This window comes from Streptococcus nakanonensis (assembly GCF_059738785.1).
This window is the reverse complement of sequence record NZ_AP027139.1, coordinates 1683389-1701252: the sequence shown is the minus strand read 5'-3', so window position 1 is coordinate 1701252 and position 17864 is coordinate 1683389. Positions and strand designations below refer to the sequence as shown.

Genomic DNA, 17864 nt, shown 5'->3' with positions numbered 1-17864 from the left:
ACGAAAAAATGCTATAATGATAAGAAAGATAAAAAGGGGGCTTAGTTGATGAAAAAAATTTTTTTATTACTGGTGTTAGGCTTGTTTTGCTTTCTGCCACTCTCTGTTTTTGCCATTGATTTCAAGATAAACTCTTACCAAGGGGATTTGTATATTCATGCAGACAATACAGCAGAATTTAGACAGAAGATAGTTTACCAGTTTGAGGAGGACTTTAAGGGCCAAATCGTGGGACTTGGACGTGCTGGCAAGATGCCTAGTGGATTTGACATTGACCCTCATCCAAAGGTTCAGGCTGCGAAAAACGGTGCTGAGCTAGCAGACGTTACTAGCGAAGTGACAGAAGGAGCAGATGGTTATACTGTGAAAGTCTACAATCCGGGTCAGGAGGGCGACATAGTTGAAGTTGACCTTACATGGAACTTAAAAAATTTGCTTTTTCTATATGATGACATCGCTGAATTAAATTGGCAACCTCTGACAGATAGTTCAGGGACTATTGGAAAGTTTGAATTTCATGTAAGAGGAGACATGGGGGCAGAAAAACTCTTTTTCCATACAGGGAAACTCTTTAGAGAGAGAATGGTTGAAAAGAGTAACCTTGATTATACTATTCGTTTAGACAATCTTCCGGCTAAGCGTGGAGTTGAATTGCATGCCTATTGGCCTCGAACTGATTTTGCTAGCGCTAGGGATCAGGGTTTGAAAGGGAATCGTTTAGACGAGTTTAATAAGATAGAAGACTCGATTGTTAAAGAAAAAGAGCAAAGTAAACAACTCGTTACGTGGGTGTTTCCTTCGATACTTTCTATCTCCTTGTTATTGAGTGTCTGCTTTTATTTTATTTATAGAAGAAAGACCACTCCTTCCGTCAAATATGCTAAAAATCATCGTCTCTATGAACCACCAATGGAATTAGAGCCTATGGTTTTATCAGAAGCAGTCTACTCGACCTCCTTGGAGGAAGTGAGTCCCTTGGTCAAGGGAGCTGGAAAATTCACCTTTGATCAACTTATTCAAGCTACCTTGCTAGATGTGATAGACCGTGGGAATGTCTCTATCATTTCAGAAGGAGATGCAGTTGGTTTGAGGCTGGTCAAAGAAGATGGTTTGTCAAGTTTTGAGAGAGACTGTCTAAATCTGGCTTTTTCAGGTAAAAAAGAAGAAACTCTTTCCAATTTGTTTGCGGATTACAAGGTATCTGATAGTCTTTATCGTAGAGCAAAAGTCTCTGATGAAAAACGGATTCAAGCAAGAGGGCTTCAACTCAAATCTTCTTTTGAAGAAGTATTGAACCAGATGCAAGAAGGGGTGAGAAATCGGGTTACCTTCTGGGGGCTTCCAGATTACTATCGTCCCTTGACTGGTGGAGAAAAGGTCTTGCAAGTGGGTATGGGACTCTCTACTGTCCTGCCTCTATTTATCGGATTTGGTTTGTTCTTGTACAGTTTGGATGTTTATGGCTATCTTTTCCTCCCCTTGCCTATACTTGGTTTTCTAGGTTTGGTTTTGGCTGTTTTCTATTATTGGAAGCTTCGACTAGATAATCGTGATGGTGTTCTGAATGAAGCAGGAGCAGAGGTCTACTATCTCTGGACCAGTTTTGAAAATATGTTGCGTGAGATTGCACGATTGGATCAGGCAGAGTTGGAAAGTATTGTGGTCTGGAATCGCCTCTTGGTCTATGCGACCTTATTTGGCTATGCGGATAAGGTTAGTCATTTGATGAAGGTGCATCACATCCAAGTAGAAAATCCAGATATCAATCTCTATGTAGCTTATGGCTGGCACAGTATGTTTTATCATTCAACGGCACAAATGAGCCATTATGCTAGTGTTGCAAATACAGCAAGTACCTACTCCGTATCTTCTGGAAGTGGAAGTTCTGGGGGTGGCTTCTCTGGAGGCGGAGGTGGCGGCAGTATAGGAGCCTTTTAAAGAGAACTGCCACAGGACTGAAAAAGTATGCTATAATGGAAGATAGAAAAAAGGAGTAATCTATGTATCTTATTGAAATTTTAAAATCTATCTTCTTCGGGATTGTTGAAGGAATTACGGAATGGTTGCCGATTTCCAGTACAGGGCACTTGATTTTAGCAGAGGAGTTTATCCAATACCAAAATCAAAATGAAGCCTTTATGTCCATGTTTAATGTCGTGATTCAGCTTGGTGCTATTTTAGCAGTTATGGTGATTTATTTTAACAAGCTCAACCCTTTCAAACCGACTAAGGACAAACAGGAAGTTCGTAAGACTTGGAGACTATGGTTGAAGGTCTTGATTGCAACTTTACCTTTACTTGCCGTCTTTAAATTTGATGATTGGTTTGATACCCACTTCCATAATATGGTTTCTGTTGCTCTCATGTTGAGTATCTATGGGATTGCCTTTATCTATTTGGAAAAGCGCAATAAAGCTCGTGCTATTGAACCAAGTGTAACAGAGTTGGACAAGCTTCCTTATACGACAGCCTTCTATATCGGCCTCTTCCAAGTTCTTGCCCTTTTACCAGGAACGAGTCGTTCTGGGGCAACGATTGTCGGTGGTTTGTTAAATGGAACCAGTCGTTCAGTTGTGACAGAATTTACTTTCTATCTAGGGATTCCTGTTATGTTTGGAGCCAGTGCCTTAAAGATTTTCAAATTTATAAAAGCAGGACAGCTCTTGAGCTTTGGGCAATTATTCTTGCTCTTGGTTGCGATGGGAGTCGCCTTTGCAGTCAGCATGGTTGCTATTCGCTTCTTGACCAGCTATGTGAAAAAACACGACTTTACCCTTTTCGGTAAATACCGTATCGTGCTTGGTAGTGTCTTGCTACTTTATAGCTTTGTTCGTTTATTTGTATAAGAAAAACCTTGAAGAGGCAGCTCTTCAAGGTTTTAAAATCCAGTCACGGTAATCCCCAGCAGGCGGACACCTCTTTCTTTCTCGCTTAGTTCTTCATAGAGTTGCAGGGCTATTTGGCTTATCTGACCAGCATCCTGTGTTTTTTGGGCCAGACTTTTTCGTTTGGTAAGAGTTGAAAAGTCCTCGTAGCGGATTTTCAAAATGACAATTTTTCCAGCTTTTTCTTGTTGACTGAGATTGAGAGCGACTCTTTCTGATAGGAGAGTCAGCTCTTTTTTGATATCTTCCTCGGCACGGAGAATCTTTCCATAGGTTTTCTCCTTGCCGATTGATTTACGGATGCGATTGGATTTAACTGGGGAATTGTGAATACCACGAGCCTTTCGATAAAGGTCGTATCCCAGTCTGCCAAAGCGGTCTATTAGGGTCACTTCAGGGACTTCAAGTAGATCAGCGCCAGTAAAAACACCCATTTGATGCAGACGTTCTACCGTCTTTTTTCCCACTCCATGAAACTTGGAAATATCCATTTGTTTGAGAAAATCTTCAGCCTGTTCAGGTAGAATTACTGTCAAACCATGTGGTTTTTGATAATCGCTAGCCATTTTAGCTAAGAACTTGTTATAAGAAACGCCTGCAGAAGCAGTTAGATGGAGTTCTTGCCAGATATCTTTTTGAATGAGGCGAGCGATTTTGACCGCTGACTTGATACCGAGTTTATTTTCTGTCACATCCAGATAGGCTTCGTCAATGCTCATGGGTTCTATTAAATCTGTATAACGCTTAAAGATAGCTCGAATCTGGAGTCCCACAGATTTGTATTTCTCATAATTTCCTGAGATAAAGACGGCCTGGGGACAACGTTCGTAGGCTTCCTTGGAGCTCATGGCTGAATGGACACCAAAAACTCGAGCCTCATAGCTACAAGTGGAAACGACACCACGTCCACCTGTTTGCCGAGGGTCGCTTCCGATAATGACAGGTTTTCCTCTGAGTTTAGGATTATCCCTGATTTCCACTGCAGCAAAAAAGGCATCCATGTCAATATGGATGATTTTTCTTGACAAATCATTTAACAAAGGAAAAATCAACATACCTAGCCCCTTTTTACCGCTTATTTTCTTTTATTATACCCTTTTTTCTGAAAAAAAGAAAAAAGGACTTTATTTTTTCAAAAATATAATACAGTTTGAAATAAAATGTAGACTGTTTTAGAAAAGAAAGTGTAAAAATAGGGAATTTTCACTTGTTGAAATCGGTTACTGTGTGGTATACTTGTCTCATAAATGTAACAGATGGTTGTTACTAGAAAGAAAAAAGAGGACATTAACATGGTTGTTAAAACAGTTGTTGAAGCACAAGATATTTTTGACAAAGCTTGGGAAGGCTTCAAAGGCGTAGATTGGAAAGAAAAAGCAAGTGTATCACGCTTCGTACAAGCTAACTACACACCTTACGATGGAGATGAAAGCTTCCTTGCTGGACCAACAGAACGTTCACTTCACATCAAAAAAATTGTAGAAGAAACGAAGGCTCACTACGAAGAAACTCGTTTCCCAATGGACACTCGTCCAACATCTATCGCTGATATCCCAGCAGGATTTATCGATAAAGAAAACGAAGTTATCTTCGGTATCCAAAACGATGAACTCTTCAAATTGAACTTCATGCCAAAAGGTGGTATCCGTATGGCTGAAACTACTTTGAAAGAAAATGGATACGAACCAGATCCAGCTGTTCACGAAATCTTTACTAAATACGTAACAACAGTTAACGACGGTATCTTCCGTGCCTACACTTCAAACATTCGTCGCGCTCGTCACGCTCACACTGTAACTGGTCTTCCAGATGCATACTCACGCGGACGTATCATCGGTGTTTATGCACGTCTTGCTCTTTACGGTGCAGACTACTTGATGCAAGAAAAAGTAAACGACTGGAATGCAATCGAAGAAATCGATGAAGAAACAATCCGTCTTCGTGAAGAAATCAACCTTCAATACCAAGCATTGCAACAAGTTGTTCGCTTGGGTGACCTTTACGGAGTTGACGTTCGCAAACCAGCGATGAACGTTAAAGAAGCTATCCAATGGGTTAACATCGCCTTCATGTCTGTCTGCCGTGTTATCAACGGTGCTGCTACATCTCTAGGACGTGTACCAATCGTATTGGACATCTTTGCAGAACGTGACCTTGCTCGTGGTACATTTACTGAATCAGAAATCCAAGAATTCGTTGATGATTTCGTTATGAAACTTCGTACAGTTAAATTTGCTCGTACAAAAGCTTACGACCAATTGTACTCAGGTGACCCAACTTTCATCACAACTTCTATGGCTGGTATGGGTAACGACGGTCGTCACCGTGTTACTAAGATGGACTACCGTTTCTTGAACACACTTGACAACATCGGTAACTCTCCAGAACCAAACTTGACAGTTCTTTGGACTGATAAATTGCCATACAACTTCCGTCGCTACTGTATGCACATGAGCCACAAACACTCTTCAATCCAATATGAAGGTGTAACAACAATGGCTAAAGACGGATATGGTGAAATGAGCTGTATCTCATGCTGTGTGTCTCCACTTGACCCAGAAAATGAAGAACAACGCCACAACATCCAGTACTTCGGTGCGCGTGTAAACGTATTGAAAGCCCTTCTTACTGGTTTGAACGGTGGTTACGACGATGTTCACAAAGACTACAAAGTATTTGACATCGAACCAATCCGTGACGAAGTTCTTGAATTTGAATCAGTTAAAGCTAACTTTGAAAAATCTCTTGACTGGTTGACTGACACTTACGTAGATGCTTTGAACATCATCCACTACATGACTGATAAGTACAACTACGAAGCTGTTCAAATGGCCTTCTTGCCAACTAAACAACGTGCGAACATGGGATTCGGTATCTGTGGATTTGCCAACACTGTTGATACATTGTCAGCTATCAAATACGCTACAGTTAAACCAATCCGTGACGAAAATGGCTACATCTACGATTACGAAACAATCGGTGAATACCCACGTTGGGGTGAAGATGACCCACGTTCAAACGAATTGGCAGAATGGTTGATCGAAGCTTACACAACTCGTCTACGTAGCCACAAACTTTACAAAGACGCAGAAGCTACAGTTTCACTTTTGACTATCACATCAAACGTTGCTTACTCTAAACAAACTGGTAACTCACCAGTCCACAAAGGTGTATACCTCAACGAAGATGGTTCTGTGAACTTGTCTAAACTGGAATTCTTCTCACCAGGTGCTAACCCATCTAACAAAGCTAAAGGTGGATGGTTGCAAAACTTGAACTCACTTTCTAGCCTTGACTTTAGTTATGCAGCTGATGGTATCTCATTGACTACTCAGGTTTCTCCACGTGCTCTTGGTAAGACTCGTGACGAACAAGTTGATAACTTGGTAACAATCCTTGATGGTTACTTCGAAAACGGTGGACAACACGTTAACTTGAACGTTATGGACTTGAACGATGTTTACGAAAAGATTATGTCAGGTGAAGATGTTATCGTACGTATCTCTGGATACTGTGTAAACACTAAATATCTCACTCCAGAACAAAAAACTGAATTGACACAACGTGTCTTCCACGAAGTTCTTTCAATGGATGATGCCTTGGATGCGTTGAGCTAATCAAGTTCTTGAATAATGAAATAAGGAACCCTCGGTCAGTCGACTGAGGGTTTTGGGATTCTTAAATATTTTAAGTCAGGATCTGAAGTGTCTCGCTTGGTTTAAAAAGAGAGTTAGTTGGGGGTGAGAGATCATCAGAAATAAAAACACCACACTTTGTAAGACACAAGGTGTGGTTGTATTTTATCTCTTAGACCAAGTTCTCTTCATAAAGAGAAGTAAGATAGGATAAATCTCCAAGCGCCCTGCAATCATTGCAAAGGAGAGGAGGATTTTTGAGATAGGGCTAAAGATTGAGAAACTAGAAGTGGTTCCTAGGATAGGTCCGATATTATTGAAACAGCTAAAGACAGCGCTGGTCACAACCAGAAAATCATTGCTATCTAGGCTGACAATGAAGATAAGCGCTAGCAAAATCATAGAATAGATGACAAAGTACTTGAGAATCTTATGCTGGGTATCTTTGTCAATCACCGTTTTATTAACATGGAGGGTCAAAACACGGTGGGGCGATAGGATTGACAAAATTTGGTTTTTGGCAATTTTTGAAAGGATGAGGCCTCGAATAATCTTGAGTCCACCTGCAGTTGATCCAGCAGAGCCACCGATTACCATGAGGAAGAGGAGGATAAACTGGGAGAAGAGGGGCCAGTTGGTAATATCTCCGTATCCAAAACCAGTTGTTGTAATGATGTTGGAAACCTGGAAGAAGGCCATTTCAAAGCTCTTTGAAAATCCTGGGTAGAGATAGAGGGTATTGAGGCTAATCAATCCTGTAGAAAGCAGTACAATGACCAAGTAAGCACGAAGTTCCTCGTCACCAAAGAAGGCTTTGACGCGACGGAGCATGAGGTAGTAGTAGAGGTTGAAATTCACCCCAAACACCAGAACTCCGATACTAACCAGATAGGTAATCAATGAGCTGCCATAGTGAGCAATTCCGTCGTTATAGACGGTAAATCCTCCTGTACCTGCTGTTCCCATGGCAATGACAAAACTATCAAATAGGGGCATACCAGCTAGATAATAGATGATGACAAAGAGGGAGAAGAGAGCTAGATAAAGGAGATAGAGAATCTGGGCAGTATTTTTGAGTTTGGATACAACCTTACCGAAGACGGGACCAGGAACCTCAGCCTTCATCACTTCTAGGTGGCTATTTTTGGCATTGTCCATAATAGCAAGTGCAAAAACAAGCACTCCCATCCCTCCAATCAAGTGGGTAAAACTTCGCCAGAAGAGGAGGGAACGACTGAGGACCGAAACGTCGTTCAGAATAGTTGCTCCGGTAGTTGTAAAGCCAGAACTGATCTCAAAAAAGGCATCTATAACACTGGGAATTTGTCTAGCAAAGACAAAGGGGAGACCGCCAAAGAAAGACCAAAGGATCCAACAGAGGGCCACAATTAAGACTCCCTCCTTGGCATAAATCCGTTGATTTTTTGGCTTTTGTAAAATTCCTGAACCGCCTAGTAATACGAGAATCCCAATGGTCGAAAAGAGGGCTGTAAAGACTTGGCTCGATTCACGGTAATAGACAGCGACAGACACAGGAACCAAGAGGAGAACAGCTTCAATCAAAAGTAACTTTGAAAGGAGGTAACGAATCATACTTTTATTCATTTCTTACCTCGCGATTAAGTCATAAATCTTGGTGATGTTTGGCAACAAGGTTGTTACTAGGAGCTTGTCTCCAACTTCCAACATATCCTCCCCAGTAGGGAAAATAGTCTTGCCCTTTCGAATGATGGCTGCAATAAGAACTCCTTTTTTTAGTTTCAGTTGAGAAAGAGGTTTGGCAGTCATTTTATTGGCTTCCTTGATATGGAATTGCAGGGTTTCGATTTGGCCATTGGCTAGATGGTGCATGGCTTGAAGGTTTGAATACTGGGCATTAACACGACCACGAATAAAGTGCATAATCGTGTCTACGGCAATGCTTTTAGGGGTGATGATACTTGAAAAATCAGGCGCATTGATAATCTCGAGGAGACTGGTCCGATTGACCTTGGTAATATTTTTCTGTGCACCTACCCTGTCGAGGAACATCGAAGTAATCAGATTTTCCTCATCGACTCCTGTTAGAGTTGCAACGGCATCATAGTGTTGGGCGCTTTCTTCCAGCAGGGTATCTTTTGCAGTACCATCTCCTTGGACGATATGAAGATTTGGAAATTTCTCGCTAAAGAAGCTAGCGATTTCAGGATTGATTTCAATAACCTTGGTATCAATACGACTGTCTTTGAGGATACCTAGTAGATAATAGGCAATTCTACCAGCTCCAACAATAAGGAGACTCTTTACGGCACGAGACTTGAAATAATTATGGAAGAGCATCATGTCAACACGGTTACCAGTGACAAAGATTCTATCTTTATCCTGTACAGTCATGTCACCGCTTGGAATGATAATTTGATGATCTCTTTCTATCGCACAGACAATGACATTGCCAAATTTTTTCCGAAAATCAGAAATGGGCATTTGGCAAAGACCACTGGAGGATTTAACAGTGAATTCCATGAGGCTAACGCGTCCGCCAAAGAAACGTTCGACAGAGAGGGCGTTGGGGAAGTCAATGATATTCGCGATAGCGCGGGCAGCCAAGAGCTCAGGGTTAACGATAAGAGAAAAACCGAGAATATTCTTTTCTTTGAAATAAGAGTTAGAGTATTCAGGATTTCGTACCCGAACGATAGTTTCTTTAGCTCCCATTTTCTTGGCTAGAACGGCTGCAATCATGTTCACTTCATCGTACTCAGTCAGGGCGATAAAGATATCACAATCCTGGACACTGGCTTGCTCAAGGATGGTAAAATCGGCCCCGTTACCAAGGATACCCATGATATCAAAGCGATTAACAATATGATTGAGAACAGCTTCGTCTTGCTCAATCAGCAAAACATCATGCTTTTCTGCAACCAAGGAGCGACAGAGGGCAAAACCAACTTTTCCCCCTCCGACAAGGATAATTTTCATAATAAAACCTACTTCTTCATTATGTAACTATCATACCTTTTTTCAAGAAAAAATGCACCTACTAGCTAATAACCAGAGCTTTTAGTAGGAAATTTGCTATAAGGTAAAACTATACCCTAAGCAATTGAAATAGCTATTAGCGACTTTCTCTGAAATATGGTATGATAAAGGATATACAAGGAGATAAAATGAATAATAATTTACTGGTATTACAATCAGACTTTGGTCTGGTTGATGGTGCGGTATCGGCTATGATTGGAGTGGCTTTAGAAGAATCTCCAACCTTAAAAATCCATCACTTGACGCACGATATCACGCCATATAATATTTTTGAGGGGAGCTACCGTCTCTTTCAGACGGTGGATTACTGGCCTGAGGGAACGACGTTTGTATCGGTTGTCGATCCAGGTGTCGGCTCGAAACGTAAGAGTGTGGTTGCCAAGACTGCAAAAAATCAATACATTGTCACGCCAGATAATGGGACGCTTTCTTTTATCAAGAAACACGTTGGCATTGTAGCTATTCGTGAAATTTCTGAGGTGGCCAATAGACGTCAAAATACAGAGCATTCTTATACCTTCCACGGTCGTGATGTCTATGCTTATACTGGTGCTAAACTAGCCAGCGGTCACATTACTTTTGAGGAAGTGGGGCCAGAGCTCAGTGTAGACCATATTGTAGAGCTTCCAGTCGTAGAGACCATCATTGAAGATCATCTGGTGAAGGGAGCTATTGATATTCTGGATGTGCGTTTTGGTTCGCTCTGGACCTCTATCACACGGGAAGAATTTTACAAACTGGAACCAGCATTCGGTGATCGTTTTGAAGTGACCATCTATCACGCTGATATGCTGGTCTATCAAAATCAGGTTGTTTATGGCAAATCATTTGCAGATGTGAGAATTGGGCAACCCATCCTTTACATCAACTCTCTCTATCGTTTAGGTCTGGCTATCAACCAAGGTTCTTTTGCCAAGGCCTATAATGTGGGTGTCGGTTCATCTTGGACAATTGAAATAAAGAAAATAGAAGGATAAAATAGGAGAATAAATAGTATGGAAATCAAATTTACAATTAAACAAGTTGTTGCTGTCGGAATTGGCGCTGCCCTCTTTGTCGTCATCGGGATGATCAACATTCCGACCCCTGTTCCAAATACAAGCATCCAGCTTCAGTATGCGGTACAAGCGCTACTTTCTATTATTTTTGGACCGATTATCGGTTTGCTTGTCGGGTTGATTGGTCATGCAATCAAGGACTCTCTTGCTGGATATGGTCTGTGGTGGACTTGGATTATCGCTAGCGGGCTCTTTGGTCTAGTTGTGGGACTTTTTAGAAAGTACGTTCGTGTAATCAATGGTGTCTTTGACTGGAAAGATATTCTTATTTTTAACCTCATTCAACTACTTGCAAATGCCCTTGTTTGGGGTGTCTTGGCACCACTTGGAGATGTTGTGATTTATCAAGAAGCGGCAGAAAAAGTATTTGCACAAGGAATTGTTGCGGGAATTGCTAATGGTGTATCTGTAGCTATTGCAGGAACTCTTCTCTTGCTTGCCTATGCAGGAACTCAAACTCGTGCAGGAAGTTTGAAAAAGGACTAAAATGATGGGGAAGGCTGGGCAACCAGTCTTTTTCGATGTTTATAGATTAGTTAGGCAAGTAAGCTAGGATAGGAATCTTTTTGGCGCTAAGATTTTAAGAGAAGAGACTGCAAGAAGGGGTAGATTTATGATAAAATAGAAGTCTAAGAAGCGAATGAAGAGAGTAAAATGAAAGAAGCTATAATTGAGTGGAAGGATTTCTCTTTCCGGTATGAAACACAACAAGAACCGACCTTGCAAGGGGTAGACTTGACCATTTACAAGGGAGAGAAAGTCTTAATTGTTGGGCCATCTGGGTCAGGTAAATCTACCTTGAGTCAGTGTTTGAATGGAATTATTCCCAATATTTACAAGGGGCAGATGTCTGGAGAATTTTTGATCAAGGGGCAAGCAGCCTTTGATATGAGTATCTATGATAAATCTCATCTAGTCAGTACAGTTTTGCAGGATACAGATGGGCAGTTTATCGGCTTGTCCGTGGCAGAGGACTTGGCTTTTGCTCTAGAAAATGATGTAACAGGACTAGAAGAGATGAAAAGTCGTGTTCATAAATGGGCTGAAAAGCTGGACCTTCTCCCTTTACTGTCTCAGCGTCCCCAGGATTTGTCAGGTGGACAAAAGCAGCGAGTCAGTCTGGCTGGTGTCTTGATTGATGAGAGTCCGATTCTTTTGTTTGATGAGCCACTCGCCAATCTGGATCCCAAGTCAGGTCAGGATATTATCGAATTGATTGATCAGATTCATAAGGAAGAGGGAACGACGACACTTATTATTGAGCATCGTTTGGAGGATGTTCTGCATCGACCTGTGGATCGAATTGTCTTGATAAACGATGGTCGTATCCTCTTTAATGGGAGTCCTGACCAGTTACTGGCGACTGATTTATTGACACAAAATGGAATTCGGGAACCCCTTTATCTAACCACTCTCCGTCAATTAGGTGTGGATTTAGCCAAGGAAGAACAGTTAGCAAATCTGGATAACTTGTCTATCTCAAAAGGCCAGATTCAGTTGCAGAATGAATTGGCAAAAGAAACCCCAGAATTGCAGTCACTCTTTAAATTAGAGGACGTGTCTTTTTCTTATGATGATAGACCGATTTTAAAATCCATTTATCTGGATATTAAAAAGGGCGAAAAGATTGCCATTGTCGGAAAAAATGGAGCAGGGAAATCAACTCTAGCCAAGGCTCTAAGTGCTTTTATTCAGACTGAAGGCCGCTATCTTTGGGAAGAGCAGGATATAAAAGGAGATTCTGTTGCAGAGCGGGCGGAACGAGTAGGCTATGTGTTGCAAAATCCTAATCAAATGATTTCAATCAATATGATTTTTGATGAGGTGGCTCTGGGACTACGTTTGCGAGGTGTGGACGAGCAGGAAATTGAAACGAAAGTCTATGAAACCTTGAAAATCTGTGGTCTCTATGAATTCCGTAATTGGCCCATTTCTGCCCTGTCATTTGGTCAGAAAAAACGTGTCACCATTGCATCGATTTTGGTCTTGGGGGCTGAAATTATCCTCTTAGATGAACCGACAGCAGGTCAAGACCAGAAGAACTATACTGAGATTATGGAATTTCTCGAAGAGTTGCATCAAAAAGGGCATACCATTGTCATGATTACTCATGATATGCAATTGATGCTGGATTATTCAGACAGGGCCCTTGTCATGGTGGACGGAGAATTGATTGCTGATACTGATCCAGCTAGTCTGTTGAGCAATCCTAAGCTGTTAATAAAAGCCAATCTAAAAGAAACCTCCATCTTCAACTTGGCTAAAAAACTAGACGTGGATCCACTTGCTTTAACGGCATTTTATAAAGAAAGGAGAGAAGGATGCAAGCTAAACTAATTGGTTACCAGCATAGAGATACTGTGATTCATCGCTTGTCAGGAGCTGGGAAACTCCTCTTTTTCATCCTTGTATCATTGGCGGCCATGATTAGCTATGATACCAGACTGCTTGTTCTGATTGCCATCTTTTCGGTCTTTCTCCTCTATTTGTCAGAAATCCGCTTTAAAGATGTTTCCTTTGTGGCCGTTTTTGCGACGGTATTTGCCGTTTTAAACGTCTTGATGGTCTATCTCTTTTCTCCCGAGTATGGGGTTGGACTTTACGGAGAGAGAAGTGTGATTTGGCAGGGAATCGGTGCCTACACTCTGACCAGCCAAGAGCTCTTTTATCTGCTAAATTTGGCCATTAAGTACCTTTGCACTATTCCTCTGGCTATTATCTTTTTGATGACAACCCACCCTAGTCAGTTTGCTTCCAGTTTAAATCAAATTGGTGTGCCTTACAAGATTGCCTATTCAGTCAGTCTGACCTTGCGCTATATTCCAGATTTGCAGGAAGAATTCTTTACTATCAAGATGTCTCAGGAGGCGCGTGGGCTGGAATTATCCAAGAAAGCTTCTCTCATGCAACGAATCAAAGGTAATCTGCGCATTATTACTCCCTTGATTTTTAGCTCGCTAGAACGGATTGATACCATCGCGACCGCCATGGAGCTTCGACGCTTTGGGAAAGAGAAAAAACGCACTTGGTATAGTTATCAGGCTTTGAAAAAAGGAGACTATCTTACCTTGTTCTTGGCAATCTTGTTTTTAGTAGCTAGTTTACTACTTATCTTGCAGAATCACGGACGATTTTACAACCCTTGGAAATAGCTTGAAAAAATTGAAAAAATCAAGTCGTTTCTATTGACAATGATTCTGAAAGTGTTATACTAAGAAAGTAGTTTCGCTGATTTACTTCAAACCTGTTGTGAGGTAAGTTAACGATGCCTTAACCACGCTGTTTGCTGAGCTTGACTCCGGGCAGTGTGGCTATTTTTTTGCAATGGTGAAAGGAAGCAAGTCATGACAAATCACATTGTATTATTTGAACCACAAATTCCACAAAATACAGGCAATATCGCGCGTACTTGCGCTGCGACCAATTCTCCCCTCCACATCATCAAGCCAATGGGCTTTCCTATTGATGACCGCAAGATGAAGCGAGCTGGATTGGATTATTGGGATAAACTAGAGATTTATTTTTACGAGAGTTTGGATGATTTCATGTCTCAGATGAAGGGAAGACTCTATCTGATTTCGAAATTTGCTGAGAAAGTGTATTCTGAGGTAGATTTATCGACTGACGAAGACCATTATTTTCTATTTGGACGTGAAGACAAGGGCTTGCCTGAGGACTTTATGCGCGAACATCCTGAGAAAGCTCTCCGTATTCCTATGAATGATGAACATGTTCGCAGTCTCAATGTGTCTAATACCGTCTGCATGATTGTCTATGAGGCTCTCCGCCAGCAGAATTTTGCAGGTCTTGAGCTCGTTCATACCTATGAAGTGGATAAATTGAAATAAAAAATGAAAATGAAAATGAAAATAAACAAAATGCTTGCGCTTGCAAGCGTTTTTTGTTATGATAAAAGAGTCTTCAGGGCAGGGTGTGATTCCCGACCGGCGGTAAATTTGACTAGCTATTTTAGCTTTCTCGTCGTTGTCTGGTCTCGATATACTTTAAGTATTATCTTCGACTGCGACGCCTAGATAAATCTAAAATATCTTAGCCAAATAAGTCCGCGAGCGTAAGCTGATGTGGTGAGATTCCACAACCGACAGTATAGTCTGGATGGGAGAAGACGAAAGAATAGCTTTGTCTGTTCTGATAGATTTATAGCTAGATTGTAACCGCTTGCTTTAGTTTGCTTTGGTAAAGTGAGAGGGAAGATTTGGGATATAAAAAGTGAGAATAGATAGAGGAATCCTTTCTAACTTCTTCTGATTTTATAGAAAATTGGAGGAACCTGTTATGACAAACACACGTCGACTTTCGACCATTGCGATTTTATCAGCCATCTCATTTGTGCTGATGTACTTTGACTTTCCGCTTTTGCCAGCGGCATCTTTCCTCAAGATCGAATTTAGTATCTTGCCAGTCCTTGTGGGCTTGGTGGTCATGGATTTGCCTGCTGCTCTAGGAATTCTCTTGCTTCGCTCACTCTTGAAACTGCTTCTTAACAGCCAGGGAGTGAATACTTACATTGGTTTGCCGATGAATATCGTAGCTTTGGGAGTTTTTGTCATCGTATTTGCTTTGATTTGGAAAAAGGAACGGACAACTCTTCGTTTCCTACTAGGCTCTCTAGCTGGGACTATTGGTTTAACCGTGGCTATGTTGGTTCTCAACTATGTTTATGCTGTTCCTTTGTACGCTAAGTTTGCTAACTTTGATATTGGAAAAATTTTGGGACTTTCCAACTACCTAATGACTATGGTATTGCCTTTTAACTTGATTGAGGGTATCATCTTTTCCGTTTCATTCTGGTTGTTGTACGTCCTTTTGAAACCAACCTTAAAACATTATGAAAGATAAACAAACATTTTTAATGAAGGGCAGTTTTGCCCTTTTACTTTTCGTTATTCTTGGCTACATGGTCAAATTTTACCCTAAAACGCTGCTCGGTTTTGACCAACCGATTCAGACTGCCGTTCGAGGAGACTTGCCAGATTATTTGACTATTCTTTTCCGAGCAATCACACGCTTGATTGATATTCCAGTGATTATCACTTGGGTTGTCATTACAGCTTTTGTCTTTTATCGTAAGCGGTGGAAGATAGAAAGTTTCTTCATGCTGGGAAATCTGGCTTTGGCAGGTCTTTTAATCGTGACCTTTAAAAATATTTACCAGCGCCCACGACCAGCTATTTTACACTTGGTTGAGGAGAAGGGATTTTCCTTCCCAAGTGGTCATTCTCTGGCTGTAACCTTGATGGTCGGCTCTCTGATTGTCATTCTCAGTCAACGGATGAAAAATCCGGTCTGGAGAAAAATCATGCAAATTGTGCTAGGTCTCTACCTAGTCAGTGTGCTGGTATCAAGGGTCTATCTGGGAGTTCATTATCCATCAGATGTCCTTGCCAGTCTCTGTGTGGGCTTGGGAGTCTTGTTTATCGAATTTCCCTTCTATGACAAGCTACGCTTCCAATGGCGATTTAAAGGCAAGCAGAAGTGAGTATCAAATTCCCTTGAGGAGAAAGAAATGAAAGTCAATATAGCAGATCTTCATCCGACTCAACTATACTTATCAGAAAAGAAGTTGCAAAATATTCAGATGCTTTACCAGTCGGCAGAAACAAACCAAGTCGATCCAATCAGTATTCTTGTGTGCGGAGATTACTTGTTAATTACAGATGGGCATCACAGGGCTTATCAGGCTTTATTGGCAGGTCGGGATACGATTTCTGCTGAGTGGGATAGAGATGGTGGTGACGAACTATATCATCTTTATGCGCAAGCTTGTGAGGAAAGAAAGATTTACTCTGTTCTGGATTTGAAAAATCATATCTTAGCTCAAGATGAGTATGAAGCAAAATGGTATAACTGGTGTGATGGTTTTAATCAAGCAGCAACTCTCTTATTGAAAAGGAAAGCAGATGAAACGGATTTTACAAATAGATAATGCACTGCGTCTTGTTCCTTATTATAAGGTCAATCATTGTGAGGAAGCTTTTGCTTGGTATCAGGATGTGAACTTGGTTTACCTCGTAGATGGTGTGAAGAGACCTTATAGTCAAGAAACTTTGGAAGCTATGTATTCCTATTTGGATCAGCATGGTGAGCTTTTTTGGATTGAAGTCAAGGAGAAGGGAGAATGGTTTCCAATTGGGGATGTTACACTATCTCAGGATAATCTCCCCATTGTGATTGGGAATCCCGCTTACCAACATCGAGGACTTGGAAAAAAGATTCTAAGTGCTTTGATTGAATTGGCTCGAGTAAAAGGATGGAAAGAATTGAGAGTCAAGGAAATCTACACCTACAATCATGCTTCTAGGAGGTGTTTCAAGTCGCTTGGATTTGTGGAAAATGGAGCAACAGAAAAAGGAATGAGTTTTATATTGAAAATAATCTAATCCTGTCACTTTCTCCCCCTTAACCTTTGACTATTCTGCAAAATTATCGTACAATAAAGAGTACATGATAAAATGAGGTCAGAGTCTATTTGCTCTGGCGATAGTAGTAAAAATAAGGAGAAACGCTTTGGAATTAGAAGTATTTGCTGGGCAAGAAAAAAGTGAACTATCTATGATTGAGGTGGCGCGTGCTATCTTGGAACTTCGTGGTCGCGATCATGAGATGCATTTTAGCGATCTTGTAAACGAAATTCAAAACTACCTTGGAACATCAAATAGCGATATCCGTGAAGCTTTACCTTTGTTCTACACAGAGTTGAACTTTGACGGTAGCTTCATCTCACTTGGAGACAACAAATGGGGTCTTCGTTCATGGTATGGTGTGGACGAAATTGACGAAGAAATCATCGCTCTTGAAGAAAATGACGATGATGAAGTAGCACCAAAAACTAAGAAAAAACGTGTCAATGCCTTCATGGATGGCGATTCAGATGCTATTGACTACAATGCAGATGATCCAGAGGATGAAGACGCATATGAAGCAGATCCAGCTCTTTCATACGATGATGAAAATCCAGATGATGAGAAAAACGAAGTGGAAGCTTATGATGCAGAAATCAACGAAATCGCTCCTGATGACTTGGGTGAAGACGTGGATCTCAACGAAGAAGATGACGAGTTCTCAGAAGATGATGCTGAAACCAGCGAAGAATAAAAGTTAGCTATTGACAATTATCCTATTTTTAGGTATCATATTGTTCGGGCACCTCTTTTAGAGGTCGGGGCTCCCTAGTTCTTAGGGAGCTATTTTTGTTTTTTTTAAGAAGTTATCTTCTTGTGTTTTATACTCAATGAAAATCAAAGAGC

The 17864-nt window shown here is 41.1% G+C and carries 16 protein-coding genes and 1 riboswitch; of the genes, 13 read left to right on the top strand and 3 right to left on the bottom strand.

Going from position 1 to position 17864, the window contains the following annotated elements; all coding sequences use genetic code 11:
• The first annotated feature begins 48 nt into the window (after positions 1 to 48).
• Together AC6I9F_RS08075 and AC6I9F_RS08070 are read left to right on the top strand one after the other, a co-directional pair.
• Positions 49 to 1938: a DUF2207 family protein gene (locus AC6I9F_RS08075; RefSeq protein ID WP_498021569.1), complete on the top strand. Its 1890-nt coding sequence runs from the start codon at positions 49 to 51 to the stop codon at positions 1936 to 1938.
• Between the two features lie 62 nt (positions 1939 to 2000).
• Complete coding sequence (locus AC6I9F_RS08070; protein ID WP_498021567.1) at positions 2001 to 2846, top strand: undecaprenyl-diphosphate phosphatase; 846 nt, start codon at positions 2001 to 2003, stop codon at positions 2844 to 2846.
• A 32-nt stretch (positions 2847 to 2878) separates the two neighbouring features.
• Here the strand turns inward: AC6I9F_RS08070 and dinB are convergent, their stop codons facing one another.
• Entirely contained in the window at positions 2879 to 3940 is a 1062-nt protein-coding gene (dinB, locus tag AC6I9F_RS08065; RefSeq protein WP_498021565.1) for a DNA polymerase IV, read from the bottom strand.
• Between the two features lie 237 nt (positions 3941 to 4177).
• Between dinB and pflB the strand changes: the two genes are divergently transcribed.
• Positions 4178 to 6502: a formate C-acetyltransferase gene (pflB, locus tag AC6I9F_RS08060; RefSeq protein WP_000260631.1), complete on the top strand. Its 2325-nt coding sequence runs from the start codon at positions 4178 to 4180 to the stop codon at positions 6500 to 6502.
• A gap of 183 nt (positions 6503 to 6685) precedes the next feature.
• On the opposite strand, the gene AC6I9F_RS08055 is transcribed toward pflB, so the two are convergent.
• Both AC6I9F_RS08055 and trkA read right to left on the bottom strand, forming a co-directional pair.
• Positions 6686 to 8125 carry a TrkH family potassium uptake protein gene (locus tag AC6I9F_RS08055; RefSeq protein ID WP_173217906.1) on the bottom strand — a complete coding sequence of 480 codons (1440 nt, stop codon included), beginning with the start codon at positions 8123 to 8125 and terminating at the stop codon, positions 6686 to 6688.
• 3 nt (positions 8126 to 8128) lie between these two features.
• Positions 8129 to 9478 carry a Trk system potassium transporter TrkA gene (gene trkA, locus AC6I9F_RS08050; protein ID WP_498021563.1) on the bottom strand — a complete coding sequence of 450 codons (1350 nt, stop codon included), beginning with the start codon at positions 9476 to 9478 and terminating at the stop codon, positions 8129 to 8131.
• A 188-nt stretch (positions 9479 to 9666) separates the two neighbouring features.
• Between trkA and AC6I9F_RS08045 the strand changes: the two genes are divergently transcribed.
• The 10 genes from AC6I9F_RS08045 to rpoE all read left to right on the top strand — a co-directional run bounded on the left by AC6I9F_RS08045 (position 9667) and on the right by rpoE (position 17712).
• Positions 9667 to 10515 (top strand): SAM hydrolase/SAM-dependent halogenase family protein, encoded by an 849-nt coding sequence (locus tag AC6I9F_RS08045; protein WP_173226209.1) that lies wholly within the window; start codon positions 9667 to 9669, stop codon positions 10513 to 10515.
• Between the two features lie 18 nt (positions 10516 to 10533).
• A complete protein-coding gene (locus AC6I9F_RS08040) occupies positions 10534 to 11082 on the top strand; it encodes an ECF-type riboflavin transporter substrate-binding protein (RefSeq protein ID WP_000403162.1) in 549 nt (182 codons plus the stop codon).
• Positions 11083 to 11250: 168 nt separating this feature from the next.
• Entirely contained in the window at positions 11251 to 12933 is a 1683-nt protein-coding gene (locus AC6I9F_RS08035; protein ID WP_368080870.1) for an ABC transporter ATP-binding protein, read from the top strand.
• Complete coding sequence (locus AC6I9F_RS08030; protein WP_498021558.1) at positions 12918 to 13748, top strand: energy-coupling factor transporter transmembrane component T family protein; 831 nt, start codon at positions 12918 to 12920, stop codon at positions 13746 to 13748. Before AC6I9F_RS08035 ends, AC6I9F_RS08030 begins: the two co-directional genes overlap by 16 nt.
• Before the next feature lie 192 nt (positions 13749 to 13940).
• Positions 13941 to 14444, top strand: coding sequence for a tRNA (cytidine(34)-2'-O)-methyltransferase (locus tag AC6I9F_RS08025; RefSeq protein ID WP_498021557.1), 504 nt, complete (start codon positions 13941 to 13943; stop codon positions 14442 to 14444).
• A gap of 65 nt (positions 14445 to 14509) precedes the next feature.
• Positions 14510 to 14728, top strand: a riboswitch (FMN riboswitch).
• Positions 14729 to 14892: 164 nt separating this feature from the next.
• A complete protein-coding gene (locus AC6I9F_RS08020) occupies positions 14893 to 15456 on the top strand; it encodes an ECF transporter S component (protein ID WP_020902736.1) in 564 nt (187 codons plus the stop codon).
• Entirely contained in the window at positions 15446 to 16096 is a 651-nt protein-coding gene (locus tag AC6I9F_RS08015) for a phosphatase PAP2 family protein (protein WP_498021556.1), read from the top strand. The genes AC6I9F_RS08020 and AC6I9F_RS08015 overlap by 11 nt, the downstream gene beginning before the upstream one ends.
• A gap of 27 nt (positions 16097 to 16123) precedes the next feature.
• Positions 16124 to 16543: a chromosome partitioning protein ParB gene (locus AC6I9F_RS08010; protein WP_498021555.1), complete on the top strand. Its 420-nt coding sequence runs from the start codon at positions 16124 to 16126 to the stop codon at positions 16541 to 16543.
• Positions 16544 to 16547: 4 nt separating this feature from the next.
• The gene (locus tag AC6I9F_RS08005; protein ID WP_498023204.1) at positions 16548 to 16997 is read left to right on the top strand and encodes a GNAT family N-acetyltransferase; all 450 of its coding nucleotides are present in this window, start codon (positions 16548 to 16550) and stop codon (positions 16995 to 16997) included.
• 127 nt (positions 16998 to 17124) lie between these two features.
• Positions 17125 to 17712: a DNA-directed RNA polymerase subunit delta gene (rpoE, locus tag AC6I9F_RS08000; protein ID WP_173307090.1), complete on the top strand. Its 588-nt coding sequence runs from the start codon at positions 17125 to 17127 to the stop codon at positions 17710 to 17712.
• Positions 17713 to 17864: the final 152 nt, after the last annotated feature.